The following is a 25,236-nucleotide window of genomic DNA, read 5'->3' on the forward strand; positions in this document are numbered from 1 at the left end:
ATGAACCAGACAAAACCTTTTCCAACCGTTTCCGTGTTCGGGGTTCCATTTTCCAAAATGGACATGAAGGATACCGTGAAATATCTGACGGAGGCCGTAAAGTCCGGGAAACCGCATCAGGTCATTACAGCCAATCCGATTATGGTCATGACCGCAGAGAATAATCCCGAATATAAAGCCATGATGCAAAGCGCCGAGATCATCGTTCCGGACGGAACCGGAATCGTATGGGCTGCCGGTGTAGGGGGCGACCCGCTGGAGGGACGTGTTACGGGCTTCGATCTGTTACATGAATTGCTCCGGGTCGGGGAAACCTACAGATGGAAGTTTTATCTGCTCGGTACAACTGCAGAAGTGATTCAGGAAGCCGCCAATCGGTTACAAATGCAATATCCGGCTGCAATTATATGCGGGTATCGGGACGGATTTTTTGGGCCTGAGGAGGATGCCGCCGTGATCGAGGAGATCCGGGCCGCTTCGCCGGACATTTTGTTTGTCGCTCGCGGTGCGGACAACCAGGAGCCTTGGATCGCCAAGCATAAGCAGGCGCTGCAGGTTCCTGTCGTTATGGGCGTCGGCGGATCCTTCGATATCATATCCGGCAAGCTCAAGCGCGCTCCGAAGGTATTTCAGAAGCTGCGCCTTGAGTGGTTCTACCGGCTTCTGAAGGAGCCCTCCCGTTACAAAAGAATGCTTGCGCTGCCGAAATTCGTAGTGAAAGTGCTGCGCGAGAGAGAAAACGTAACGAAAACAAGCTAAATCGCTTATTTCTATGGCGAATATCCGGGATTTCACCGGAAATTGGTATTGGATTTCGGACCCGAAGGGAGTATAATTCAACCGGTAGACAATATTGGGGGTCGAATGATTACATGTTAATGATATACATCATCGGGTTTATCGTGGCGCTTGCTTTGGCTCTGCTTCTTACGCCGCTGGTGAAAAAATTCGCGGTCAAGATCGGTGCCGTCGACGTACCGAATGCCCGTAAAGTTCATACTCGAATCATGCCCCGTCTCGGCGGGCTTGGCATTTATCTGGCTTTTGTGCTCGGACTCATTGCAGTGCTTCCTTTCTTGCCGGATAGCCTTTCGCCGCGGGATGCCAACTTCATGAAGGCTTTTCTGATCGGCGGTTCCATGATCGTACTGATCGGGGCCCTGGACGACCGGTTTGAGCTGTCGGCCAAAGTCAAATTCCTGGCACAGATTGCAGCGGCCTGCGTTGTCGTGTTCGGATTTAATATTACTGTGGATTTTGTAAATATACCGTTTCAGGACCGGTACTCGGCGCTCGAGAGCTGGGTGTCGATTCCGCTCACCATCTTCTGGATTGTCGGGGTGACCAATGCCATCAACCTGATTGACGGCCTCGACGGTCTTGCTGCGGGCGTGTCCGGCATTGCGATCGGGACGATTTCTGTCATGGCGTTCCTGATGGGAAATACGACCGTCGCCCTGCTCTGCCTGCTGCTCTTGGGCGGAATTATCGGATTCCTGTTCTTTAACTTCCATCCCGCCAAGATTTTCATGGGGGATACCGGCTCACTGTTCCTTGGATTCAGTTTGGCCATGCTGTCCTTGCTCGGCTTCAAGCAGATTGCGATCGTATCGTTCATTACGCCGCTGATTATTATCGGGGTGCCGCTGTCGGATACGTTCTTCGCGATCGTGCGCCGCAAAATTCAGAAGAAGCCGATCTTCGCGCCGGACAAAGGACATTTGCATCATTGCCTGCGCGAGCTTGGATTCAGCCACCGCCAGACCGTGCTGATCATTTATGTGATTGCTGCGTTCTTCGGCGTACTGGCCGTCATTCAATCCTCGGCGGCGATGTATGAGGCGAACTGGGTAACCTTCGTCGTCATCTGCGTCATGATGTGCTTCATGCAGATCGGCGCAGAGGTTATCGGGCTTGTAGGCAAGACCAAACGGCCGATCCTGGGCCTGATCAACCGCATGCGGATGAAGGCGAATCCCGAAAGCCGCTCCAAATAAGAACTTATACTAATTCTTTTTGCATACGATTGGACATGCAGGCCTCACCCGAAAAGGGTGAGGCTTTTTTGTGTTTTTTCTAAAAAATTGAATGTATGGGACCGATATATATAGGAAGCAAGGTTACGAATAAAATGACCAAGGGAGAGATTGAACTGACATGCAGCGTATAAAACGATCGATTGTCTGGTTGATGCTGACGGCGATGCTGGTCACCCTGCTGCCCGCAGGCTTGGCTCGTCCTGCCTATGCAGCCCCGTCTGCAGCAACTTACTTTATTCCGGATATCGTTGAGTTCAGAAGCACGGCTTTATTGACGACCGAACCGGGAGCTTCTCAGATTACACGGGATAACGTGTACAAGACGAGCAATCCGGCTTTGACCATAACCGGGGTGTATTCCCATGTATCCAATAACACACTGTCGGTTAAAATCGAGCAGCTGAGTTCCCAACCGGTTACAGGCGGGGGAGTACGTTGGGTAACAGACAGCACGAATACGATCACGGCACCGGTTACTGCCGATCCGAATGCAACGAACAAGTTTACCGCCAGCAATTTGACTCTCTTCTCAGGATTCAACAAGGTGACTTTTTCAGGAATGCAAGGGAATGTAGAGCGTTCGGATACTTTCTACGTTCTTTATGACAAAGTTCCGTATATCGAGAGCCTGCAATTAATGGGGGGGCCTACACCGATCAACCTGAACGAAGGGACCCACGTCGTTGTTGCGAACGGGGTTGGAACCCTGCAGGGGAACGCGAAGAATGCCACGCAAGTTACGGTAGCCCTTAACGGCGGGACGGCGTTTATCTCTTCATTGCTGAATGATGGAACATTTTTCACGCCTGCTTTAAACTTCAAACCAGGCTTGAATACGATTGAACTGGTTATCAAAAATGCATCGGATTCCATCAAGATTAATCGCAGCGTTTACTTTTTTGATACGACCAAGCCATTTACCAGCATAGATATCATCCATGACGGCAATCCATATCCAGCGCTGGACAAGACACCGACATTGACGAGCGCTGGGACGACTGCAGACCTGGAAGTGGAGATTCTTGTTCCGTATCATTCCTCGGCCTTTGGGGGAAGCGCAACGTATAGTGTTGCTGGACAACCAATCACGCCGGTATCATCGGTGATTAGCGAAACGGTCATTCCAGGTCCGGACGGCGTGACGCCGGCTTATCGTTTGGCAAAGTTCAGAACCCAGTCTTTCCCGATATCGTCGGGGACCCAGACCGTTAATCTTGTGGTAACGTACGATACTTTTTCTGCAACTTATAATGTGAATTACAAATATCTCCCGAATGAAGTTGTTATCACAGGGGTCGATCTGCTTCCTGGGTATAACGGAACAAACGATATAAGTAAAGTGACTCGAATTCCATTGAACGGTTCGCAGACCGATACAGCTGACTTCTATATCGTTGTAAAGACAGACAAGCCAGCGAGTACACAGCTCGAAGCTAAATATTTGCCGCTTGGCACGAAGCCGATTTCGCTGACGCGAGTATCACCGCAGCCTCCTGGTCTTTCAGCTAATGAGGAAGTATACCGGATTACCGGATTTTCGAACGGACAACAGAAGGTGGGCTTTAACTATGCAGGTTCAACGTCCGTATTTACGGCTGATATTTCTTATGTGTCCAAAAACTATATTTATATTGCCAACTTGCATGATGGACAAACCTATTCCTTCGACTCCCGCACGACTCATACACTGAACGTAAAAGGGGAGTATATCGGCTTTGAAAATGTAAACAGCACATTCTTCAAATCGAGTGCCCAAGTATTCGTCAACGGAATTAATATGGATCCGGATCCAAATAATCCAGGTGGATGGTTGACAATCAGCCAAGGAAAAGCGTTGTTCGATTTTAACTTTAAAATTGATGCAGCGGGTCCGCTCGTTTATGGGGAAAACCGGATTGTCTTTACCGGAACGGCTACGGATGCAGCCGGTAATGAACGGGTAGTTCGTAAAGAACTTAAAATTTATATTATTGACACGAACATTTCGACGATTACCAAGTTTATGCCAACCCTGTCCGTACCGGTCCGCGAGCCATTTGATCGAGACAATCCGGCTAACTATCCTGAAGATAAAATGAACCGTATTTTTTCGGTAACGCCTGACTTTGTGTGGAACACGGACAAATATGTAACCAGTCAGCAGAAGTATGATTTGGTTCTGAGAGGTAATGGTGCTTCTAATCTCAATATTTACTTTGGATCACAGTTGTTCTTCCACAGAGATATTAAAGACAGAGCTGGGGTTGACCATGTTACCTCGTCGACCTTTACTTTCAATGGCAAGGATTACACGTTCAGCTTTGCCGGCAATGAGTCGGACTTTATCCTTCGGATTCAGGATATTCCATTTGAGCAGCCGGGCAGCCATGTGTATAATTTGGAGCTCATCAACGGAACCGGGGCGCGGACGACGCAGCGGTTAGAAATTTTGAGGGAAGTAGTTCCATATCGCATTCTGTCTCCTCAGCCTACTGTAGGTGATCAAATTGTTGTAAATAAAAACTTCGTTCGTTTCGATATTGAAGCGGAGGGAGCGACTGAAGTTCTAGTCGGTAAAGAGCCTGCCGTAAAACGTGCCGATATGGATAATCGGTTTGTACTTGATTATGTAGGGCTGAAAGCAAACAAGTCGAATAAGATCGACATTCAAATTACTCGTCCGGGCGGTACGATTAAAGAATCGATCTATGTGTATTACACAGGCGCAGTGACAGTGGATTCTCAGTTTATGGCCGAAAAGGTATCAAATAAATATTCGGTATTCAATAAGAAGCTTCAGCTTTCCTTCCCTAAGGGAACTGTGCTTCAATCAGCAAATGTATCGGGGTCAGGTGTGACCAAATTCTATCCGGACAATAAAATTTTGTTTGGCATTGCTGATCCTAAGGACGGCGTAGTTGAACGTCGGAACGATTACGGTAACATTATTAACGTAACGAACGATGACCGTACGCCAGGCGGAGCGAATACCATTAAAATTCCTGAGTATTTAGTTCAGCGTTTCAATTCTTCGGAAGACACCAGCAATTTCTCGCTTGTATCCGATATTTACTGGATTCATGGCGGAATTGGAGAACAGAATGATCGGGGACAAAACGGCTATAAGCCGGGTACGAACGGACTCGCTCCGTACTCAATAGAAGGGAATTTCACAGAATTTACGCCGGATCGTAAAATTGTTCCGTCCCAGCGAGGAGAATTGACGCTTTCCTTCGACGGAAACATCGTTGATGAAGCCGGCACTACGGTTACCGTTTTCCGCTATACGGATAACGGTAGATGGGAGAACATCGGTGGGGCTGTGGATACGAAAAATAATACGATAACCGTGTCGTTTGACCATTTTGGTTACTACAAGGTCATGAAGATGCGGCTTGGGTACAGTGACATCACGAACCATCCTTGGGCGCGAAATGTCCTAAACGCTCTTTATGCCAAAGGCATTATGAATAATCTCCGCTTTGGTGAATTTGGTGCGGATGACCAAACGACACGGGGCGAGTTTGCGATGCTGCTGGTTAAAGGATTGGATCTGCCGCTGAACTATGATAACCAGCCAACCTTTATCGATATCCAACCAGGAACGAGCACAACAACATGGAGCTACGAGCATATTGAAACCGCAGCAAGAGCCGGGATCATTCAAGGGCTTGGAGATGGCTTCTTCGGTGCAACGCAGCGAGTGACCCGAGAACAAGCGGCCGTCATGATCGCCCGTGCACTTCAATTGAAGCTTGCTACGAATGACAATAAGCTTGGTGACACGTTGTCTAAGTCCTTTGCTGATGCAGCCAGAGTGGATTTCTATGCACGTCCTTCTGTTGTCGCCGTTTCCAAAGCGAAGATTATGGAAGGCAGTCCGTTTACGGTTGAAGGACAGAAGAAGCCTCTGTACAACTTCAATCCAAAAGGAAATCTAACCCGGGCCGAAGCGGCTAAAATCGCGGTAGAATTATTGAAGAAAAGTACGGACTTATTCCCTAAAAATTTAAGTTAGGTTGAAACATACCTGCTCCTGCCGTAAAATAATTCGCGGCGGGAGCTTTTATTTTCAAGAAGCAGACAGCGTTTTCCAAAATCTAATTTTTGTAATTTGATATGGAATACGCTACAATAGCGGAAGCACATACTATTTTTAGAGGGTGAAGATGAATTTATGAAGCCGATTTTATCCAAAGCGCAGCTCGACTACATGAAGGCGAAGACGAAGTTTGAAGATAAAGCCAAAGTAATGGAGAAGAAGATTGAGCTGGCTCGTGCCGCTCATAATGAGATAACGCAAGAAATTATGGAGGAGCTCGTACTAGAGACCGGCTTTCATGATTCCTTCAATGAACTGACCTTAGCCGAGAATGCGTTGATCGAGTGGTCCCATACAACCATTAAACACGACAAGACTTATCGTTCGAATAAAGCGGAGATCGATTTGATGTACAGCAGATTGAATCAGGATCCGGAGATGCGCGCAAAAATTATCCAGCTTGCCATGAAGATTCGATAGAGTTCAACAAGAGACGCCTTAAGGGCGTCTTTTTTTGTTGTCGTTACATGGAAAACCCTTGTTGTTAGAGGAAGTAAAAAAACTTCGAAAAAAATTTTAAAAAAAACTTTGCACCCCCCGCAACTTTTCGGAAAATTAAACGTTTATAATGTAGAACCCAATGAGGCAACCAAGTTTAACCTGAAGAAGAAACTTGTCTATAAATTAGAAAATTGTTCTTTACGGTGCTGGGGACTCGTTGTATAATACCTAGGTAGGATTAGGAATCTATTCTAGTATGTAGTGTTCTCTCGTTAACAAGATTCTGTGATCTCGTCACAGACATCATTTATGATTTATGCTCAACTCGGGAAAGGAGGTGCAGGGCTAATGAGTGACAAGAGCTACCAAATTAAAGAAAACAATCAAGTGATGATTCAAGGAGGAGAAAAAAAGGTTATGAAGAAAATTTTATCCGTAGCACTGTCTACAGCAATGGCATTCTCCATGTTTGCTTCTGTTGCATTCGGTGACGACGCACTTAACACGCAACAAAAGTATGACGTACTTAAAGAAGCTAAGATCTTCTCTGGCTACCCAGACGGATCTGCTGGTCTTGAGAAGGAAATGACTCGCGCTGAGTTCGCGAAAGTTCTGGTTGGCATCATGGGTCTTGAGCCAATCCAAGGCAAAGCTTCCTTCAAAGACAAGAACTACAAAGCTAGCAAATGGCCAGCTCCTTATGTAGAAGCTGTTTACTCTGCTGGTTTGATGCAAGGTAAGAACACAACGAAAATGATCTTCGACTTCAACGGTAAAATCACCGTTCAAGAAATGGCGAAGGTTCTCGTTGTTGCTCAAAAACTTGAAATCCCAACAGAAACTAACAACAACGCTTCTGACTGGGCTAAAGGTTATGTTCAAGCAGCAATCAACGCTGGTCTGGTAGACGCTAAAGCTAACCCTAAAGCGAACGCTACTCGTGCTCAACTGGTTGAAGTTGCTTATGACATCTACCTGTCCCAACAAAAACCAAAAGTAGTTTCCTACAAGGTATCTGACAACGGCCGCACTGTTGAGTTTACTCTTGCTAACAACGAAGTTGTTAAAGTAAACCTTGAAACTGCGCTTGTACCTAACAAAGATACTGAAGTTAAATTCACACATAACAACTACAACTACACTGAAACAGTTAAGTGGGTTGTAACTGATGCTTCCAAAGTGCAGGGTGTTGCAGCAAGCAACCTTAAAGAAGTAGTAGTTACCTTTGATGGCGAAGTTGACAAAACAACTGCTCAAATCAAGGACAACTACAAACTGAGCGGCGGCGTTGATGTAGAATCTGCAGTTCTGAATGATGCGAGAAATGCAGTTACGTTGACGGTTAAAACTAAGCTGAACAACCAACAAAAATATAGCTTGACCGTTTCTGGTATCAAAGCTGGAACTAAAGTGATTTCTGCTTCCAATATTGAATTCACTCCAGTTGACGTAGCTCTTCCAGAAGTAGTAAGTGTAACTGGTCTTGGTACTAAAGCGGTTAAGATCGTGTTTAGCGAGCCGGTACAACAAACTTACACTGCCAGCTTCTTGCTGGATGGTAAAGGCTTCTATGGCAGCAGCCAGTATAACGGACGTGAATTGATTATTAAGTCTGATTTACCTGTAGGTGAGCACACGCTGACTGTTGAAGGTGTTACAGATTTCAATAACTTCAAATCTTTGAAGTCCGAACATAAATTCACAGTAGTTGAAGACAAAACAGCTCCAACAATTGCTGAGGCAGTTGGAACTCTTGAGAAATTAACGCTCACTTTCAGCGAAGATGTTGACAGTGATACTGTTCTCAAAGAAAACATCTACCACTTGCGTGGAGCAACCAAAATTAAGCCGGACAGTGTTGTAAGAATTGCAGCTAACAAATATGAAGTATACTTCAGTGCTGCGAATGCACTTCCTACTTATGCAACTAACATCTATGTTGAAGGTGTGAAGGATTACTCCGGTAACCAAATCACTGAAACTTCCAAACAAATTACAGCTACTGTTGATACAGAGCGTCCGCAAGTAGTTGATGCTCGTGTTAACCAAACAAATTCCAAACAATTGTTGATCACATTCAGCAAAGGTATTGCTCCATCGCAATCCTGGACTTCGTTGATCACAGTTAAGGACAAAGACGGTAAAGTGCGTCCAGTATCCAGCGCTAACCTGAAGTCCGGCACTAACAACGTTCTGGAAGTTAACTTCTTCTCGGCATTGCCAGAAGGAACTAACACGCTGGAAGTTAAAGGTATCAGAGATAACACGGTTCTTGGAAACGTGCTTCTTGATTACACTACTACATTCACAGTAGGTGACACAGGTGCACCTAAATTTGCAGGAGCTTCCTTCAAAATCGATAATGAAGCTCGTCGTGCAGTAATTTACTTCAGCGAAGCTATGGATGTAGCATCTTTGACTAATCCTGCACACTATACAATCACTTTCGATGGTAAGGCAACTGCACTTCCTAGCAACGCAGTTATCTCCGTGATCGAGAATGGTAAAGGCGTAGTTATCGACTTGCCAGTACAAATCAATGGTCGCGATGTAACTTCCGCTCTTTGGACTGCAATCCGCGTTCAAGGCGTTAAAGACCTCGCAGGTAACTTCCTTGAGGACTTTACCACAGGAGATATCCTTGTAGGTGATTATAACAAGCTTAATGCTTCCGCAACTTATGGTGACGGCCACACAGGTGCGCTCGTTTCCACTAAGAAAGTAGAAGTGAAGGTTAGCCAAGCAGTTGAAAGCTTCGTAGGTCAAATTGCTGATGTTAAAGCTTATGTTGGCGGTAACGAGGTTACTGTTGCAAATGTTACTGCAAACAACACTAACATCGTTACTGTAGAATTGGTTGATCCTATCTATACTACTGCAGGTCTGACCATTGTATTTAACGAAGCAGACTTCCGTACGGTTGCACAAAGTACTATTAAACTGGGGCAAGCTGGCGCTCCTGTAACTGTAGGTTCTACTACCTATACTCTGGCTGACAAAGTTGCTCCAGAAGTTAAACTTGCAAAAGATCAAACTACTTTCAAAGTGGAAACTAACGTTACAGCTGCTACTTACACAGCAACTGTTGACTTCACAGAAGCTTTGAAAGGTAACATCAATGAAGATCTTCTTGCTCAAGACTTTGTAGTAACACGTTTGACTGGTGCTACATCAAGCATTCCAGTTAAATCTGATACTGCTAACCAAAAAGCGTACTTTGAAATCGTGAAAGTTGACGCGGACACTCTGCAAGTTGTAATCACTGATCCAACTGTTGAAAATGGAGAAGGATTGTACACTATCGGTATCCGTGAAAACGCTAGATACGTTCAAGACGTAGCTGGTAACGCTGTTAAAGCATTTGACGCGATTCGTACAGTAAAATAAGTAACACTTTAGAAGGAGCAAGGGTGCTTATATAGCCCCTTGCTTTTTCTGTATAGAAATGATCATGGAGGGACTATGAGAAAATTTAAGATATTAATTACATTTGTTGTTCTTGGTTTTACTCTATATATAGGATCAATCCTCAACACCCCCGCCAACGGCGCCAGCACCACCCCCGGCACAGCCGATGATCCGGTCGTGACCAAGAGCTACGTGGATCAACAAATCCAAAAAGCGCTAAATGGTGGTGGAGGGACAACGACTCCAACAAACCCTACTACCCCAACGAACCCAACCACTCCAACGCAACCTTCCCAAGGCTCGGATGAAGTAAAGAACGTTGCCTTGAAGCCTGGTAAAATTCTGATTGCAGATGCTGGTGCAGAATTTATTGTGCGTTCGGGTAATGCCGTAATCTACACGGAAGACTCCAATGGTGTTGCCGATCTTACAGATGGTAAGGACCTGCTCAATGGACAAGCTGCGCCGAAGAACCATCTGCTTTCCTTCCCGCGTGAAGGCCGTGGCATTCAGGTGAAGGAAGGGCAAAAGAATGGTCTCATTGTCATGGTGCGTGGCGGCTATACCATCAAATAAAGCCAGGTATTAAAAGTTCAATCCACTAATGCCAAGCGTTTTATGGATAACCGCGTTCCTATAATTATTGCCAGCAGTGACAAGCTTTAATACGTGTGCGTACCATATATTAAACAAATAATACTTCTGTAATCACATTTACAGGAGGTGTTTTAATATGCCACGCAGCAATCGTAATCGCCAGATCGTTCCGGAAAGCCGTCAAATGCTGAATCAGATGAAATATGAAATTGCCGCTGAGTTTGGTTTGAATGTAGGATATGGCAGCAGCTCGAATGGTGCCGATACCGAATTCGGCTCAGAACTTGGAGCAATTGGAGGCGGCTCATCAAGCCGCCGTCCGGGTTGGGGTCATCTCACTTCCCGTGAGAACGGATCCGTTGGTGGAGAAATTACCAAACGTCTTGTACGAAATGCAGAGCAGAGCCTGTTCGGCAGATTGTAAATGGTCTCATAATTTACACTAGAAACTGATGAAGGCAAGGGAGTAAATGATTCCGAAAAAGTCGAGAGCTTTCTGAAGGAAAGCTACATCGAAAGCATAAGCCGGTGTCGCCTTTGGTTTTAGAATTCTACTGTATTAGGTTTTGTACAATCAGGACATCTGAAACCAACAGCGATTGTAGGAAACATTTAAGTATTTGCCTCGCCTTGAAAACATCCAAGAAAATCCTTGAAAACAGGCGGATAACTGGATTGACACCTGGTAACAAATACGTTAATATGCATGTTGAGGATTGTACATTTCAAACCTTTTCCTGTCGGAAAAGGTTCATTTTTTGTGTAGGACCTCTTGAATATTCACATACTATTTATATGGGAGGTTGATCTCATGTCTTTAACAGGGCGACGTTTATTTACATCAGAGTCCGTAACTGAAGGACATCCGGATAAAATTTGTGACCAGATTTCCGATGCGGTACTCGATGCATTTTTGGCTAACGACCCGAATGCGCGCGTGGCTTGCGAAGTCTCCGTTGCTACAGGTCTGGTATTGGTCATTGGTGAAATTAGTACAAAATCAGAATACGTGGATATCCCATCCATCGTACGGAACACCGTGAAGGAAATTGGGTACACGCGTGCAAAATACGGTTTTGATTCCAATACATGCGCGGTGCTGACATCGCTGAATGAGCAATCGGCCGATATTGCACAGGGAGTAAACGCTGCACTGGAGAGTCGTGATCCTTCCCAAGTGGATAAGGAAACCGAGAACATCGGTGCCGGCGACCAAGGCCTCATGTTTGGTTTTGCAACTAACGAGACGCCTGAGCTCATGCCGCTGCCGATCGCATTGTCTCACCGCATCGCTCGTCGCTTGTCCGAGGTACGTAAAGACGGTACGCTTAGCTACCTGCGTCCAGACGGCAAGACGCAAGTTACGATTGAATATGACGGCGACAAGCCGGTTCGTGTAGACACGATTGTCGTATCGACGCAGCATGCAGAGGAAGTTACGCTGGAGCAAATCCAGAAGGACATCAAAGAGCACGTCATTCTTCCGGTCGTTCCAGCCGAACTGCTGGATACGGAAACTAAATATTTCATTAACCCAACGGGACGTTTTGTTATCGGCGGTCCTCAAGGGGATGCCGGTCTGACCGGACGTAAAATCATCGTCGACACCTACGGCGGCTACGCTCGTCATGGAGGCGGTGCATTCTCCGGCAAGGATCCTACAAAAGTCGACCGTTCCGCGGCTTACGCGGCCCGCTACGTGGCTAAAAACCTCGTTGCTGCCGGCCTGGCGGACAAATGCGAAATTCAGCTTGCTTACGCGATTGGTGTCGCAAATCCGGTATCGATCAGCGTAGATACCTATGGCACCGGTAAAGTCAGCGAAGAGAAGCTCGTTGAGCTCGTTCGCAATAACTTTGACCTGCGTCCGGCTGGCATTATCCGCATGCTGGATCTTCGCCGCCCAATCTACAAGCAAACAGCGGCTTACGGACATTTTGGCCGTACCGATATCGACCTGCCATGGGAGCGCGTAGACAAGGCTGAGGCTCTGAAGGAGCAAGCTCAAGCCAACTAAGCATCATCATTTGAAACAATGATTATTACAAAAAAGTAACTTTTTAAAAAGCTGATGCCTGCTAAGGGTATCAGCTTTTTTTGGCTTAATTTATGGTAAAATAGGAAAGGGTTATATGACAAAACTGTCATTTTTGCACGAATATATAGTAGAATAGGACAGGGGCGCCAATCCTGCCAAAAAATCCACCTGTGAAATCAGAAAGAGTTGGTGTAGAATACGCCCAAGCGTTTTTTTATAACAAAATCGTAACTTTTCCTCAAAAATGAAGTCTATTAATTAGAGACTTTACATGTTCGGCATATGTGTTGAACAAAGAGATGGGAGAGTTACGATTACATGGCAAGACAGGGGAAAGCACTGAAGTCAAACCAAACAACAGTAGGTAAAAAATGGTTAATCGTTACGTTGGCAGGGGTCATCTGGGTGAGCCCCGTACTTAGCGGCAGTTTGCCTGTGATAGACAAGCTGTCACCAGCCTCCGTCGCCTATGCGGCAACGACGTCGGTCAAGAAGCTTGGAGAAGAGATTATCACCTCTGGTGCTGTATTGATGAAGTATCAATATACGAGCAGCACCGGCGCGAAATCGCATGCCAATGTCGTCCGTGTCGACTTAAACAACCCGTATGTGAAGCTGGATGTGATGGCAGGCAAGGGGAACCAGTTTACAACAAGACAGAGCACAGGCGGTATGGCCAAGGAGCATGGGGCGGTTGCCGCGATTAACGGCGACTTCTTCATTACGAATCGCGAAGGGGCTCCAATGGGTCCTCAAGTGTCCAATGGCGATCTCATGTCCTCTCCATCCGCGCTGAAGGGAATGTATGCATTTGCCGTCACCAAGGATGGCAAGCCGATCTTGGATGAGTTTGCTTTTTCAGGAAGCATCACGGCTGAGAATGGAGCAACGTTCCCGCTCGCAGGCATTAACAAAACAGCTTACAACCCGGAGGGTACCGGATCGACCTTCAGTCATGTGAACGCAGCGTATTTGTACACTAGCGCCTGGAAGGCCATTGACCGTCCATTAAATAGCTCGACGACACCAACAGAGGTTATGGTAACGGACGGCGTCATTACGGACATATCCGTTATGGCAGGCTTGCCGACAGCAGTCCCGGAAGGCAGCTATGTTCTTCGTACTCACGGAGCAGCTGCCGAATTCGTGAAGAATAACCTGGAGGTCGGTCAGAAGCTGACGGCGGATTACACCCTAGTATCTAAAAAATCGGGTCAGAAGCTGGATCCTTCCTCACTCCAAATGATGATCGGCGGTCATACGATTCTGGTGGATAACGGCAAAGCCGCTTCGTTCTCCCGCAACGTCAACGATCTCGGCGGCACCCGTGCCCGGACGGCTGTAGGCTACTCGAAGGATGGCCGTTATGCGTATCTGATCGCAACCGAGCGCAATGACGGCAGCACAGGCATGACCCTGCAGCAGCTCCAGGATTTCATGAGCAAAATCGGAGTATGGAAGGGCATGAATCTGGATGGCGGCGGATCCACGACGATGGTCAATCGCCCGTTGGCGGAAATGAATACGGAGCTCACATTCCCTACGGAATACGGCACCACGCAGCGTAGCGTCGTAAACGCGCTAGGCGTGTTCTCCACAGCTCCTAAAGGCAGCCTGAAAGGCTTAAAGGTTAGCGGCAGCAGCACGCTCCTGATCGGCCAGACAGGGTCATATGAACTGAAGGGCTACGACACCTACTACAACCCGATTGATGCGGGATCGATCAAGCCGACCTGGAAATCCAGCAACGGTAATCTCGCAATCAACGGCCAGAGCATTAAGGCCGTAAAGCCGGGAACATCCACACTGACTGCGGTTAGCAGCGGCACAAAGGCAGCGATGCAGGTGAACGTGCTGGGAGCCGATGATCTGGCAGCGCTGACGACAGCGGTATCCAGTGCGCCGCTTAAGGCAGGAACAAGCGTATCTGTTCCGGTTACGGCTGTTACGAGATCGGGGCAAAGCCTGGAGGTTCCAAACAGTACGCTGAAGTGGGAATTCATCGGGTTTAAGGGCAGCGTCAAAGACGGCCGCCTGACCGTTACTTCCGTAAACAGCAACACCAAGGTAGGGTATGCAATTGCTAGATATGACGGCTTCAGCACGGTTGTTATTTTGTCCGCGGCGGGGGAAAGCACTTGGGAGAACTTTGAAAACGCAAGCTATCCGATCAAATTCACAACGAATGTGCCTTCTGTAACCGGTACGGCATCCATCGTGAAGGGAAGCGAAAGCCACGCCGACTCGAAGGTGCTGAAGCTGACCTATGATATGACCGGCGGGCTTGGACAGAAGATGTATGCATATGCCGAGTTCAACGGTACAACCGGTAAAACGATTCCGGCACAAGCAACGTCCATGGCGATCGACGTGGAAGGAGATAGCAGCCTGAACTGGCTCCGGGCTGAGCTGAAGGACAACAATGGCAAGACCGTCTATGTTGATTTGGCCAAGGCGATCGACTGGACCGGTTGGAAAACGCTGAATATTGACCTGACCGGTTACAATATCGCATTCCCTGCCCAATTGAAGCGCATGTACGTCGTGAATGTGGATGAGGGACAGGATGAGCGCGCCCTGACAGGCTCGGTATCCTTTGATGATATACGGTTTACGATGCCGGCTGTGGCGGGCAACGAAGGTCTTCCGACAGGCAAGGCGGTCATGACGATCGGGCAAAAATCTCTCGTGCTTAACGGATCCAAGGTAGCGATTGATTCGGCCCCAATTCTGAAGAACGGAACGACGTATGTTCCGATTAAGCATGTGCTGGACGCGTTTGGCGGACAAGCCACCTGGAATCAATCCGCACAGCGGGTAGGCGTATTGAGAGGCGGCATGCTGCTGGAGCTGACCGTCGGCAAGAAGGAATTTATTTTGAACGGCAAGCGCCACTCGGCTGCTGTAGCACCTATGGTACAAGGAGGTAGGACTTTAGTCCCTCTTCGTCTCGTTTCCGAGCAATTAGGCCTTAAAGTAAAATGGGACAAGAACACGAAGACCGTTACGATCGAATCATGATATGGTATGATATGTATATGAAACGTTAGAAATGGAGTAGAGTGCGTGGATTATCAAGCCGATGCCATCGACCGTGTCATAAAGAATGCCATCAAAGTGATGGAGGACAGCAAATACCAGATGTTCGAAATTTTGGAGGCGTCTCGGCAGGAGCTCGTGTCTCTGAATCAGGAACTAAAGCGGACTTTGAAGGAAACGACGGAAACCTTGGAAAAAGTGGACCAACTCGAACTGAATTATCGCCGTTCCCGGATCCGGCTGACGGAAGTCAGCCGGGATTTTGTCCGGTATAAGGAAGAGGATATCAAGCAGGCTTACGAGAAGGCGACGCAGCTGCAGCTGGATCTCATGATCTACCGGGAGAAGGAAATGTACTTGAAGGCAAGGCGGGATGAGCTGCAAAAGCGCGTCCGCAACGTGGAGAATTCCGTCGAGCGAGCCGAATCGATCGGATCCCAGATGGGCGTGGTGCTGGAGTACTTGTCCGGTGAGCTGGGGCAGGTGTCCCGTATTATCGAATCTGCGAAGAACCGGCAGGTCATCGGTCTGAAAATTATCCTGGCCCAGGAGGAAGAACGCAAACGGATATCCCGGGAAATCCACGATGGTCCTGCACAGTTGCTTGCCAATCTGGTTCTTAGGACGGAAATTGTAGAAAGAATGCTAGCTAAGCAGGAATTTAAGATGGTGCAGGACGAAATAGTAGATTTGAAGGGGCAGGTTCGCTCAAGCCTGGAGGAAATGCGAAAGGTTATTTTCAATCTGCGTCCAATGGCACTCGATGATCTAGGATTAATCCCCACGCTGCGTAAATATGTGCATGATTATGAAGAGAAATCCAAAATCCGCACGATCTTCGAAACACGGGGGAAAGAGCATCGTCTCTCTTCTGCGATGGAGGCGGCCATCTACCGTTTGGTGCAGGAAGCACTTACGAATGCTGCAAAACATGCTTACCCGACTTATGTATTGGTGGAAATTACGTACCAGGCTCAATTGGTCAAGATTGTCGTACAAGACAACGGCCTGGGATTCAATGTCGACTTGCTGGAACAGAAGAGCAAGGACCACTTTGGGTTAATTGGCATGCGGGAGAGGGTTGAGCTGCTCGAAGGGAGAATGGAGATCGAATCAGCCGAGAATCAAGGGACGAAGATCATCATTCATATCCCGACGAACGTAGAAAAGGGAAAGGAGTAATGGGATGGAACACTTAGAAAATGAGAATACACTGATTAAAGTATTATTAGCGGATGACCACCAATTATTTAGGGAGGGTCTCAAGCGCATTTTAAATATGGAGGACGACATCGACGTCATCGGCGAATGCGGAGACGGCATTCAGGTGCTGGAGTTCTGCAACGAGGTGAAGCCGGATATCGTACTGATGGACATTAATATGCCGACCGAGAACGGGGTTCAGGCAACCGAGAAGCTTCGTGAAATGTTCCCGGAGATCAAGGTTATTATTCTTTCCATTCATGATGACGAGAGCTACGTGTTCGAGACGCTTCGCAAAGGAGCAAACGGGTATCTCTTGAAGGATATGGAGGCGGAATCGCTGATTAACGCCATTCGTTCCGTGCATGAAGGGTATGCGTTTATCCATCCGAAGGTTACAGGCAAACTGATTCACCAGCTCCGCCGCATGACCTACGTGAACGAGGCAGGCGCAATGGCAGAGAGCGGTACGCGCGAGGCCGGCGTCAAGTTTGTGGCAGGGGAGAATAATCCGCTGACACGCCGCGAAGCGGAAGTGCTGAGACTGATGGCAGAAGGCAAGAGCAACAAGATGATTGGGGAATATCTGTTCATTAGCGAAAAAACGGTTAAAAACCACGTCAGCAGCATTTTGCAGAAGATGGAGGTCGACGACCGTACCCAAGCCGTTATCAATTCCATTAAATATGGCTGGGTAACGCTATAATTGTTCGCTCGTATGGGGCGCATGGACGAGTAATAACTTAGGAGGGCTGCCTGGGCGGATTCCTTTCCGGTGGGAAGCGAACGCCTTTTGAGCCGCCACGGCAGGCTTCGGTGTGGGCTGCCCGTTACATAACTGTCACCGTCTCTTCCATATCGGCATATATTGTGGATATGAGAAGGAGGTGAGCCTCATGGTTGCCCATTTGCTGTGGATCCTTGCGGTGTACGGCATCGCTGCCCTTCTGGTTCATGTTATTCACGCCCGACATCTTCGGAGAAAAAGTAAAGACCCTAAGCGGCGCATGCATTACGTGCTGATCACGTCCAACCATGAGCGGCAGGTGGAATGGTACTTGAGAGCCCTTTCATTATATGCTCTAATGAGCGGGACGCGGATTCGCGTCACCGTCCTTGATGACCAGTCGCATGACGATACGTTACGGATTGTCGAACGATTAACGCCTTTGTCCGGCATTGAGCTGGTGTACGGAACTTGGCGCTCCGGCAATTCGCCCTTACATGACACCGATGGGGAGGCGGGGGCCCCCCCGATCATGACGATCGATCTGCGCAACCCGCTCGAGGCGATCCGGATTCCTTATGTCCAAGGATGAACGATGAAGATGCCGACTCGTCCCAAGATGCTTTGGAATAGAATAGGAACAAAAGAGGCGTGAAGCACACTCCGATTCCAGATGGAAGGAGGGTGCTTTTTTGCGTTGTGGAGAAAATTCAGGCGGCTGATGCTCTGACCACGCGCCAGCGAATGGTGCGCATCCAATTCAAGGCAGGCATCTCTTACTGCGAACCTCGTTCGGTACAGTGAAGAAAGGGAGAGGAGTCTCCTTTGATGGAATAGGCGTGGAATGGAATTTACGACCTCAAATAGGACTCGAATTTTCTGCTGCATGGATGCTTGTTGTGGTTTGAATGTATCAGATTCCAACTTTAGCAATGGTTAATGGAGGTTCGTGGATATGCAGATGATCGTATATGCCGTCCGGACGCCGGATACATGGCGATGCTATCTCTCACTGGATATGCGGGTGGACTTGCAATGGTGGTATGGAGACGGAGAGGGGCGCAAAGGGTTCAGCGGCCGTCCGCCTCGTATCGTTATCCTTGCTTCTTCGATCCCGCTGGGGTGGGCAGCCTCAATCCGGGATACGTTCAGACCGCTTCAAGAAATGGATCAATGGGATGCGGGCGAGTGGCAATGCTATGTGGATAAGCAGATCGCAAGCTGCGTCAGCGAGGAGCCTGAGCGGAATCAAGCCAGATGGAGGGCCGTCACGCAGGATGTTCACGTGCTTGATGAGCGCGCGGTGCTGTCCGGTTGGACGCCAAGCGGCCGCGAGGAATGGGCGGGGCTGATGAGGCAGGCTGAGCAGCTCATCTGCGCCATCGAGGGCCGAGCCTTGCTTGCCGGCGAGGTCGAGGCTCTTCTGGCGGAAGCCGCCGGGGTCACCGGCGGCTGGCGCTCCGCGGCCCAGCTCGGCGTCCTGCTGGGCCGCCTGCGCATGGAAGCGGGGCTGGCGGAGCCCGCCCCGCGGGTGCCGCCCGGCCGGCTCCGCCGCGGCCGGGCCATGGCCCCCCGCTGCCGGCGATGCGGCAGCGAGGCCCGAAGCCGCACGGCATGCGCCGCGTGCGGCTCGGCGGCTTGCGCCTATTGCGAGGCCTGCCTCGCGATGGGGCGCAGCCGCGCTTGCACCCTGCTGCTGCATGGCGCAGCAGGGCCGGCCGTGCGGGGCACGGCCGGGGGTTCCCCCACCGCGGCCTTGGGCCGGTGGGGGCTGAGCGCAGCGCAGAGCGCCGCCGCCGGCGCTGCGCTGCGGTTCTTGGCGGAGCCGCCCGCAGGGGGCTCCGCGGGGCCCGCCCGGTTTCTCATCTGGGCGGTCACCGGCGCCGGAAAGACCGAGATGATCTTTCCGCTGCTGCAAGCCGTATTGGACGCGGGCGGGCGTGTCTTGGTGGCGGCCCCCAGACGTGATGTCGTGCTGGAGCTGGCCCCGCGGTTGTCGAAGGCTTTTCCGGACGAGCAGGTCATTACGCTGTATGGCGGGAGCCCGGAGCGGTGGAAACGGGGAAGCATCACTCTGGCAACAACGCATCAGCTGTTACGGTTTCGGGAGGCATTCGATCTCGTGGTTATTGATGAGATCGATGCTTTTCCCTATCATAACGATCCGATGCTGGCTTATGCCGCCCGGAATGCTTGCAAGAAAGAGGGCAAATACATCTACTTGTCGGCGACTCCTCCTGCTCCCCTCCAAAGGGAGGCTGCCAGGGGACAGTTGCCCCATGCCAAGGTTCCGGCCCGATTCCATGGACATCCGCTGCCGGTTCCTCGCAAGCTGAAGATCTTTCCGGTGCACCGCTGTTTGCAGCAGCGTCGGCTGCCGGTCCCCTTAGTGCGCAGCTTGAGAGCTTCGTTGTCGCGCGGGGCGCAGGTGTTCCTGTTCGTCTCCCGGATTCGCCATATTGCCCCCTTCCTTGAGCTGCTGCAGCAAGCGATGCCGGATATGCCAATGGAAGGAACGTCTTCCGTCGATCCCGCGCGTGCAGACAAGGTCATGGCTTTTCGCCACCGGGAGATTCGGCTGCTAGTCACGACGACGATTCTCGAGCGGGGCGTAACGGTACCGAAGAGCGACGTCTACATTGTGGATGCCAACAGCGATCTGTTTGACGAGGCCGCGCTCATCCAAATGGCAGGACGGGCAGGACGATCAAAGGATGATCCCGCCGGACGGGTGGTGTTCGCCGCTCCCCAATGGACCCGGAGCCAGAGTCAAGCCGTACGCCAGATCAAGCAGATGAACCGGATTGCGGGTAAAGGGGGCTACTTGCGGATAGAGCTTACATAAGATTTTTTTGGAAGGAGACGATCGATGTGATTATGCATTCCCTCAAACAGATTCTGGATAAGGCTCACGGTTTGTTGGGCACGGCTGCAGAGACTTGTTTTGCTTGCGGAAAAAGCGCTCCATTAAACCGGGAGTTCGCCGGCATTTGCGACGCTTGTGCAAGAGCGATTCCCTGGATTGTCCGTCCCCGCTGTCTGGCCTGCGGCAGGGCGATCGGGTGCCCCGATTGCAGCCGTTCAGGGCCGAACGGACGGGCTTTTGCCATGAATCGGAGTGCGGTGATGTACAATGGGCTGATGCGCGAATGGCTGGCCCAGTACAAATATCGGGGAAATGAACGGTATGCCGGTTTGTTGTCGGGGATGCTGGCCCGGGCTTATGCGCTTATGGAGCGGGAGCTCAGCCCTGTGGGGCGTGCTCGTCCTCTGCGGGGCGGGCAGATGCACCGCTGGACGGTCCATGCCGTAACGTCGGTTCCGGTCAGCGAAGTTCGGCTTCGGGAGCGGGGGTTTAATCAGGCAGAGGCGATGGCAATGGGACTTGCCCGGCAGATAAAGGTGCCGTATCTTCGCCTGCTTCAGCGGAAAAGGCATACCGATAAACAGAGCTTTAAAACCCGAATGGACCGAATGAGGGATATGGAGGACGCATTCGTTACGGGCCCGCTTGCAATCGAGCTTATGGCTCGGGCTCTCGCAGCAGCTTCGGCGGAGAAGCGGATGAACATGGTCCTGGACAGAAGCAATGATGCGCTGCTTTCGCTTCGCGTTTTGTTAATCGATGATATTTATACTACCGGGAGCACGGTCCATGCCTGCGCGGAGGCGTTGCGAAAACATGAAAAAGCCCTGGGTCAGCCGATAGAAGTTTATTGCTTAACTTGGGCCCGGTCCTAAGAGCATAAGATCAAGCGCATCGGGAAAACTCGCGATTTCTACCTCCGGAAGATAGACGTAAGGCCTGATATCATGTAATCTAGGGGTATTAAAGGTTCTAGATAAGCATGGAGGTCGTTTAGCATGAATCTGGGGAATTGCCCTCGGTGCGGCAGATTGTATGCATTGAATTTTCGGGATATGTGTTCGGAATGCTTGAAAGAGATTGAGAAGGAATATGAGAAATGCGCTACCTTTTTGCGGGAGCAGAAAGGCGCGACGATCCATGAAGTATCGGAGGCGACAGAGGTTTCGATCCGCCAGATTACCCGGTTTATCAGGGAAGGCCGGATATCGATTGCCAATGCGCCCAACATGGCCTATCCGTGCGAGGTGTGCGGCACGCTGATTCGTGAGAGCAATATGTGCGAGTCCTGCAGGACAAGACTGACGCGGGAGCTTCGGCAAGCGGCTGAAGCCGACCAGGATCATCAGCCCGGGTCCGGCAAAGGGAAAGAGACTTATCGCGCAGTCGATAAACTGCGTAAATACTAACTTTTGAACTATTAACTATGCTCCATTTGGGACCGATAAACTTAGTAAAGCTTATCGGTTTTTTATTTTAAGTGAGGTGATTGAACGTGAAGATTAACGAATCGGGACGCGTGAACGGCGTCAATTCGTATCAACGGAATATAGAATCTCGGGAGTTGCAGCATATCGATAAGAAGAAACGCAAGAAGGACGAAGTATCGATTTCACCGGAGGCGATGGAACTGAGCGCACAAAGCAAGGTACAGGATCCGGAGCGCACAGAGAAAATCCAGCGCTTGAAGGAAGCCGTATCTAACGGCACCTATGAAGTGCCGGCAGATCGTCTTGTAGATAAATTGCTCCCGTATTTTCAAACCTACAATAAATCGGGTGAATCCAAGTGAGTGCAAGATCCATTATCGATTATATGAAGCGTCAGGACGAGCTGCACCGGCAGCTGATCGAGGCGGGGAATGATAAGAAGCAAGCCATTATAGCGAACGATGTGGAACGCCTGGCAGCAGTCATGAACAGGGAGAACCGCCTGCTGAAGCAGGTGGCGGAAACGGAAGCGCTGCGACAAGGCGCTGCAGAGGAGTTTTTGCGCGAGAAGGGCATCCGCTCCCAGCTTCAGCTGACGGTTACTGAAATGACTCGTCTTGTATTTAACCCGGAGGAGAAGACGGAGCTGCTGGATGTGCAACGTCAATTAATGGACAGGCTGACGGAGCTTAAGGAATTGAATCAGATCAACCGGGAACTGATTGAACAGTCCCTTGCATTTATAGACTACAGCCTAAATCTGCTGGTCAGCCGTCCAGAAGATGACATGCTATATCAGAATCCGAACCAGCCGAGTACGGCAGGCAAAGGCCGAAGCATGTTTGATACCAGGGCATAAGAAGAAAGGAATAGGTACGATGAGATCAACATTTCATTTGCTCGAAATCGGAAAACGGGGCTTGATTGCCCAGCAGGCTGCGATTAACACGGCCGGCCATAACGTAACGAATGCGAATACCCCTGGTTATTCCCGGCAGACCACGCGTCTGGTTGCATCTAGCCCGATTGCCTTCCCGGGAATGCAGCGCTCGCAGGCAGCGGGCCAGCTCGGCATGGGCGTGGAAGCGGAGAGCATCCGGCGGGTACGCGATTATCTACTGGATATTGAATATCGGAATCAAAATACGAATTTGTCAACATGGAACGTTCAGCAGGAGACGCTTTCGAATATCGAGGGGATATTCAACGAACCTTCGGAGAGCAGTTTAAGCGCAAGTGTTGCGGAGTTTTGGACAGCATGGCAGACGCTGAGCAAAAATCCGAGCGATACGGATTTATCGGCCCGCATGGCCGTTCAGCAGAAGGCGATCGCATTGACGGAGACGTTTAACCACATATACTCCCAGCTGGATACGCTTCGCAACAATTTGACTTCCCGCATCGACACCAAGGTGGAGGAAGCTAACAATTATATCGATCAGATTGCGGAGCTGACGCGAAGCATTAAACGGATCGAGGGTCTTGGCGACAATGCGAATGACCTGAGAGATAAGCGGGACTTACTGGTCGATCAGCTCTCCGTTCTCGGTAATGTCAGCGTGACCGAAACGGGCGATGTATATCAGGTGACGTTCGGAAACCAGGTCGTAGTTGATGATATGGCGTCTACCCCGGTGACCGCAGCGATTGCCACTGCGTTAACGGGCGGTGAGATTGCCGGCTACGTGACGTCCCGCGACGTTCATGTGGAAACGTACATCAACCAGCTTAACATTATGGCAAATACGCTCGCGACCGGTAAAGTGGAAGTAACGCTTCCGGCAGGCACGATTCTGCCTCCAGGCGTCTCCATCCCGAATGCGGTGATGGATCCAACCAATCCGCGCAAGCTGGCCCAAGACACGAAGCATACGGTGGATGGTCTAAACGGGTTGCATAAGCTGGGTTATACATTGAATGAACCGGCAACCGCAGGGACAGATTTCTTCGTATCGGCAGACGGCGGACCGATTACTGCGGGGAACATGAGATTAAGCACCACCATTCAGGCGGATTTGAAAAATATCGCAGCGTCCCTACGTACGGAGATGAAGACAAACCCGGACGGCAGTACGGCCGAAGTCGTTCTAAAAGGGAATGGCGGCATGGCCTTATTGATTGCCGGCTTGTCGGAACGCACATTCAGCTTTAACCCGAACAACAATAACGGCGGCGTAACGGATATAACAAGTTTTGAAGGATATTTGCAGTCGGTCATTTCCAAATTAGGTACGGACAGCAGTAACGCTAAGAAAATGGTGGAGAACGGGGGGCTGCTTGTAGAGCACGCCGACACGCTCCGCATGTCAATCAGCAGTGTCTCGCTCGATGAAGAAATGTCCGATCTTATCCGCTTCCAGCATGCTTATAGCGCATCCGCGCGCGTTGTTACGACAATCGACGAGATGCTGGATAAATTAATCAACAGCACCGGCATTGTCGGCAGATAGGAGGAATGAATGATGCGGATTACGCAATCCATGATGACCAGCACCATGATGAGCGGCCTGCAGGGTAACTACAAACGCCTGGACAAATACCAGGAGCAGATGATGACCCAGCGCCGGATCAATCGTCCTTCCGACGATCCGGTCGGCGTTGCCAGCGCTCTGCAATACCGCAGCCAAATTACGGCGACGACGCAGTTTGAGCAAAACGCGGAAGATGCGGACTCGTGGCTGAAGTATGGGGACACGGTCATGACCGAGGTTACGCAAATCATTCAGCGTTTATCGGAGCTGGCCGTTCAAGGTGGAACGGATACGGTTCCTAAGGATGCGCGTGAGAATATTGCGGCCGAGGTGGATCAACTATTTCATCAGCTAGTTTCATTAGGGAACTCTCAATTTAAGGGGAAGTATATATTTAACGGAGAACGGACGGACCAGAAGCCTTTTCCGGACGATCCTGTGGGGACGGCGTACAAGTTGGATACTGGTGAAGTGCGATATCAGGTAGGGGCTGGAATAACTGTTACTGTAAACACTCTTGGGGAGCAGGTATTTGGTGCACATGGAGATGCCTCCGGCATTTTTGTTGTGGTAAATAATTTGAAGCAAGCTTTACTTGCGGATGATACCACAGGTATTCAGAATGCAATTCCTGCTTTACAAAAAAACCTGGAGACCACCGTTACAAAACAGGCTGAAATGGGTGGCAAGCAGAATAGATTGGAATTTACACTCAGCAGGCTTGGCGATTTGAATATTAATTATATGGATCTTCAATCTAAGGTGGAGGACGCTGATATTTCAAAGGTCATTATTGATCTGAAAACATCGGAGAGCATTTATCAGGCTTCATTGGATACAATTGCCCGGATCATTCGTCCGAGCTTGATGGATTTCCTAAGATAAGGGGGAATATG

Annotated in this window: 19 protein-coding genes; all 19 read left to right on the top strand. The window is 49.7% G+C overall.

All coding sequences use genetic code 11. The features are described from left to right. The gene (locus BBD41_RS16630) at positions 1-759 is read left to right on the top strand and encodes a WecB/TagA/CpsF family glycosyltransferase (protein WP_007133266.1); all 759 of its coding nucleotides are present in this window, start codon (positions 1-3) and stop codon (positions 757-759) included. A gap of 113 nt (positions 760-872) precedes the next feature. Continuing rightward, positions 873-1,997, top strand: a complete 1,125-nt coding sequence (locus tag BBD41_RS16635) for a glycosyltransferase family 4 protein (protein ID WP_028405631.1) — start codon at positions 873-875, stop codon at positions 1,995-1,997. 193 nt (positions 1,998-2,190) lie between these two features. Then, the gene (locus tag BBD41_RS16640) at positions 2,191-6,036 is read left to right on the top strand and encodes an S-layer homology domain-containing protein (RefSeq protein WP_237087115.1); all 3,846 of its coding nucleotides are present in this window, start codon (positions 2,191-2,193) and stop codon (positions 6,034-6,036) included. Positions 6,037-6,195: 159 nt separating this feature from the next. Continuing rightward, a complete protein-coding gene (locus tag BBD41_RS16645) occupies positions 6,196-6,540 on the top strand; it encodes a hypothetical protein (RefSeq protein ID WP_099478244.1) in 345 nt (114 codons plus the stop codon). A 369-nt stretch (positions 6,541-6,909) separates the two neighbouring features. Continuing rightward, positions 6,910-9,948 (top strand): Ig-like domain-containing domain, encoded by a 3,039-nt coding sequence (locus BBD41_RS16650; RefSeq protein WP_099478245.1) that lies wholly within the window; start codon positions 6,910-6,912, stop codon positions 9,946-9,948. A 75-nt stretch (positions 9,949-10,023) separates the two neighbouring features. After that, complete coding sequence (locus BBD41_RS16655; protein WP_099478246.1) at positions 10,024-10,545, top strand: hypothetical protein; 522 nt, start codon at positions 10,024-10,026, stop codon at positions 10,543-10,545. Positions 10,546-10,702: 157 nt separating this feature from the next. After that, positions 10,703-10,990, top strand: a complete 288-nt coding sequence (locus BBD41_RS16660; RefSeq protein ID WP_099478247.1) for an alpha/beta-type small acid-soluble spore protein — start codon at positions 10,703-10,705, stop codon at positions 10,988-10,990. 387 nt (positions 10,991-11,377) lie between these two features. After that, a complete protein-coding gene (gene metK / locus BBD41_RS16665) occupies positions 11,378-12,583 on the top strand; it encodes a methionine adenosyltransferase (protein ID WP_099478248.1) in 1,206 nt (401 codons plus the stop codon). 339 nt (positions 12,584-12,922) lie between these two features. Continuing rightward, the gene (locus BBD41_RS16670) at positions 12,923-15,625 is read left to right on the top strand and encodes a phosphodiester glycosidase family protein (protein ID WP_099478249.1); all 2,703 of its coding nucleotides are present in this window, start codon (positions 12,923-12,925) and stop codon (positions 15,623-15,625) included. Between the two features lie 45 nt (positions 15,626-15,670). After that, positions 15,671-16,825, top strand: a complete 1,155-nt coding sequence (locus BBD41_RS16675) for a sensor histidine kinase (RefSeq protein WP_077568421.1) — start codon at positions 15,671-15,673, stop codon at positions 16,823-16,825. Between the two features lie 4 nt (positions 16,826-16,829). Further along, complete coding sequence (locus BBD41_RS16680; RefSeq protein WP_007133256.1) at positions 16,830-17,552, top strand: response regulator; 723 nt, start codon at positions 16,830-16,832, stop codon at positions 17,550-17,552. Positions 17,553-17,742: 190 nt separating this feature from the next. Further along, entirely contained in the window at positions 17,743-18,165 is a 423-nt protein-coding gene (locus tag BBD41_RS16685) for a hypothetical protein (protein WP_099478250.1), read from the top strand. A gap of 363 nt (positions 18,166-18,528) precedes the next feature. After that, the gene (locus BBD41_RS16690; RefSeq protein WP_099478251.1) at positions 18,529-20,418 is read left to right on the top strand and encodes an ATP-dependent helicase ComFA; all 1,890 of its coding nucleotides are present in this window, start codon (positions 18,529-18,531) and stop codon (positions 20,416-20,418) included. Between the two features lie 32 nt (positions 20,419-20,450). Next, a complete protein-coding gene (locus BBD41_RS16695) occupies positions 20,451-21,314 on the top strand; it encodes a ComFC family protein (RefSeq protein ID WP_099480666.1) in 864 nt (287 codons plus the stop codon). 123 nt (positions 21,315-21,437) lie between these two features. Then, a complete protein-coding gene (locus tag BBD41_RS16700; RefSeq protein WP_077568418.1) occupies positions 21,438-21,848 on the top strand; it encodes a TIGR03826 family flagellar region protein in 411 nt (136 codons plus the stop codon). 86 nt (positions 21,849-21,934) lie between these two features. After that, positions 21,935-22,231, top strand: a complete 297-nt coding sequence (gene flgM, locus BBD41_RS16705; RefSeq protein WP_099478252.1) for a flagellar biosynthesis anti-sigma factor FlgM — start codon at positions 21,935-21,937, stop codon at positions 22,229-22,231. Beyond that, positions 22,228-22,728, top strand: coding sequence for a flagellar protein FlgN (locus BBD41_RS16710; protein WP_077568417.1), 501 nt, complete (start codon positions 22,228-22,230; stop codon positions 22,726-22,728). Before flgM ends, BBD41_RS16710 begins: the two co-directional genes overlap by 4 nt. Positions 22,729-22,747: 19 nt before the next feature. After that, the gene (gene flgK / locus BBD41_RS16715; protein WP_099478253.1) at positions 22,748-24,319 is read left to right on the top strand and encodes a flagellar hook-associated protein FlgK; all 1,572 of its coding nucleotides are present in this window, start codon (positions 22,748-22,750) and stop codon (positions 24,317-24,319) included. Positions 24,320-24,328: 9 nt separating this feature from the next. Continuing rightward, positions 24,329-25,225 carry a flagellar hook-associated protein FlgL gene (gene flgL, locus BBD41_RS16720; protein ID WP_237086818.1) on the top strand — a complete coding sequence of 299 codons (897 nt, stop codon included), beginning with the start codon at positions 24,329-24,331 and terminating at the stop codon, positions 25,223-25,225. The last annotated feature ends 11 nt before the right edge of the window (positions 25,226-25,236 follow it).

Source organism: Paenibacillus ihbetae (assembly GCF_002741055.1).
In the GTDB taxonomy this organism is placed as follows: Bacteria; Bacillota; Bacilli; order Paenibacillales; family Paenibacillaceae; genus Paenibacillus_AQ; species Paenibacillus_AQ ihbetae.

Bases quoted from the DNA above. Each gene is read 5' to 3' on its own strand.
- BBD41_RS16700 (WP_077568418.1), top strand. From the start codon at position 21,438: ATGAATCTGGGGAATTGCCCTCGGTGCGGCAGATTGTATGCATTGAAT.
- BBD41_RS16685 (WP_099478250.1), top strand. From the start codon at position 17,743: ATGGTTGCCCATTTGCTGTGGATCCTTGCGGTGTACGGCATCGCTGCC.
- BBD41_RS16655 (WP_099478246.1), top strand. From the start codon at position 10,024: ATGAGAAAATTTAAGATATTAATTACATTTGTTGTTCTTGGTTTTACT.
- BBD41_RS16630 (WP_007133266.1), top strand. From the start codon at position 1: ATGAACCAGACAAAACCTTTTCCAACCGTTTCCGTGTTCGGGGTTCCA.
- BBD41_RS16635 (WP_028405631.1), top strand. From the start codon at position 873: ATGTTAATGATATACATCATCGGGTTTATCGTGGCGCTTGCTTTGGCT.
- BBD41_RS16670 (WP_099478249.1), top strand. From the start codon at position 12,923: ATGGCAAGACAGGGGAAAGCACTGAAGTCAAACCAAACAACAGTAGGT.
- BBD41_RS16650 (WP_099478245.1), top strand. From the start codon at position 6,910: ATGAGTGACAAGAGCTACCAAATTAAAGAAAACAATCAAGTGATGATT.
- metK (WP_099478248.1), top strand. From the start codon at position 11,378: ATGTCTTTAACAGGGCGACGTTTATTTACATCAGAGTCCGTAACTGAA.
- BBD41_RS16640 (WP_237087115.1), top strand. From the start codon at position 2,191: ATGCTGACGGCGATGCTGGTCACCCTGCTGCCCGCAGGCTTGGCTCGT.
- flgK (WP_099478253.1), top strand. From the start codon at position 22,748: ATGAGATCAACATTTCATTTGCTCGAAATCGGAAAACGGGGCTTGATT.
- BBD41_RS16680 (WP_007133256.1), top strand. From the start codon at position 16,830: ATGGAACACTTAGAAAATGAGAATACACTGATTAAAGTATTATTAGCG.
- BBD41_RS16690 (WP_099478251.1), top strand. From the start codon at position 18,529: ATGCAGATGATCGTATATGCCGTCCGGACGCCGGATACATGGCGATGC.
- BBD41_RS16645 (WP_099478244.1), top strand. From the start codon at position 6,196: ATGAAGCCGATTTTATCCAAAGCGCAGCTCGACTACATGAAGGCGAAG.
- BBD41_RS16660 (WP_099478247.1), top strand. From the start codon at position 10,703: ATGCCACGCAGCAATCGTAATCGCCAGATCGTTCCGGAAAGCCGTCAA.
- flgL (WP_237086818.1), top strand. From the start codon at position 24,329: ATGATGCGGATTACGCAATCCATGATGACCAGCACCATGATGAGCGGC.
- BBD41_RS16695 (WP_099480666.1), top strand. From the start codon at position 20,451: ATGCATTCCCTCAAACAGATTCTGGATAAGGCTCACGGTTTGTTGGGC.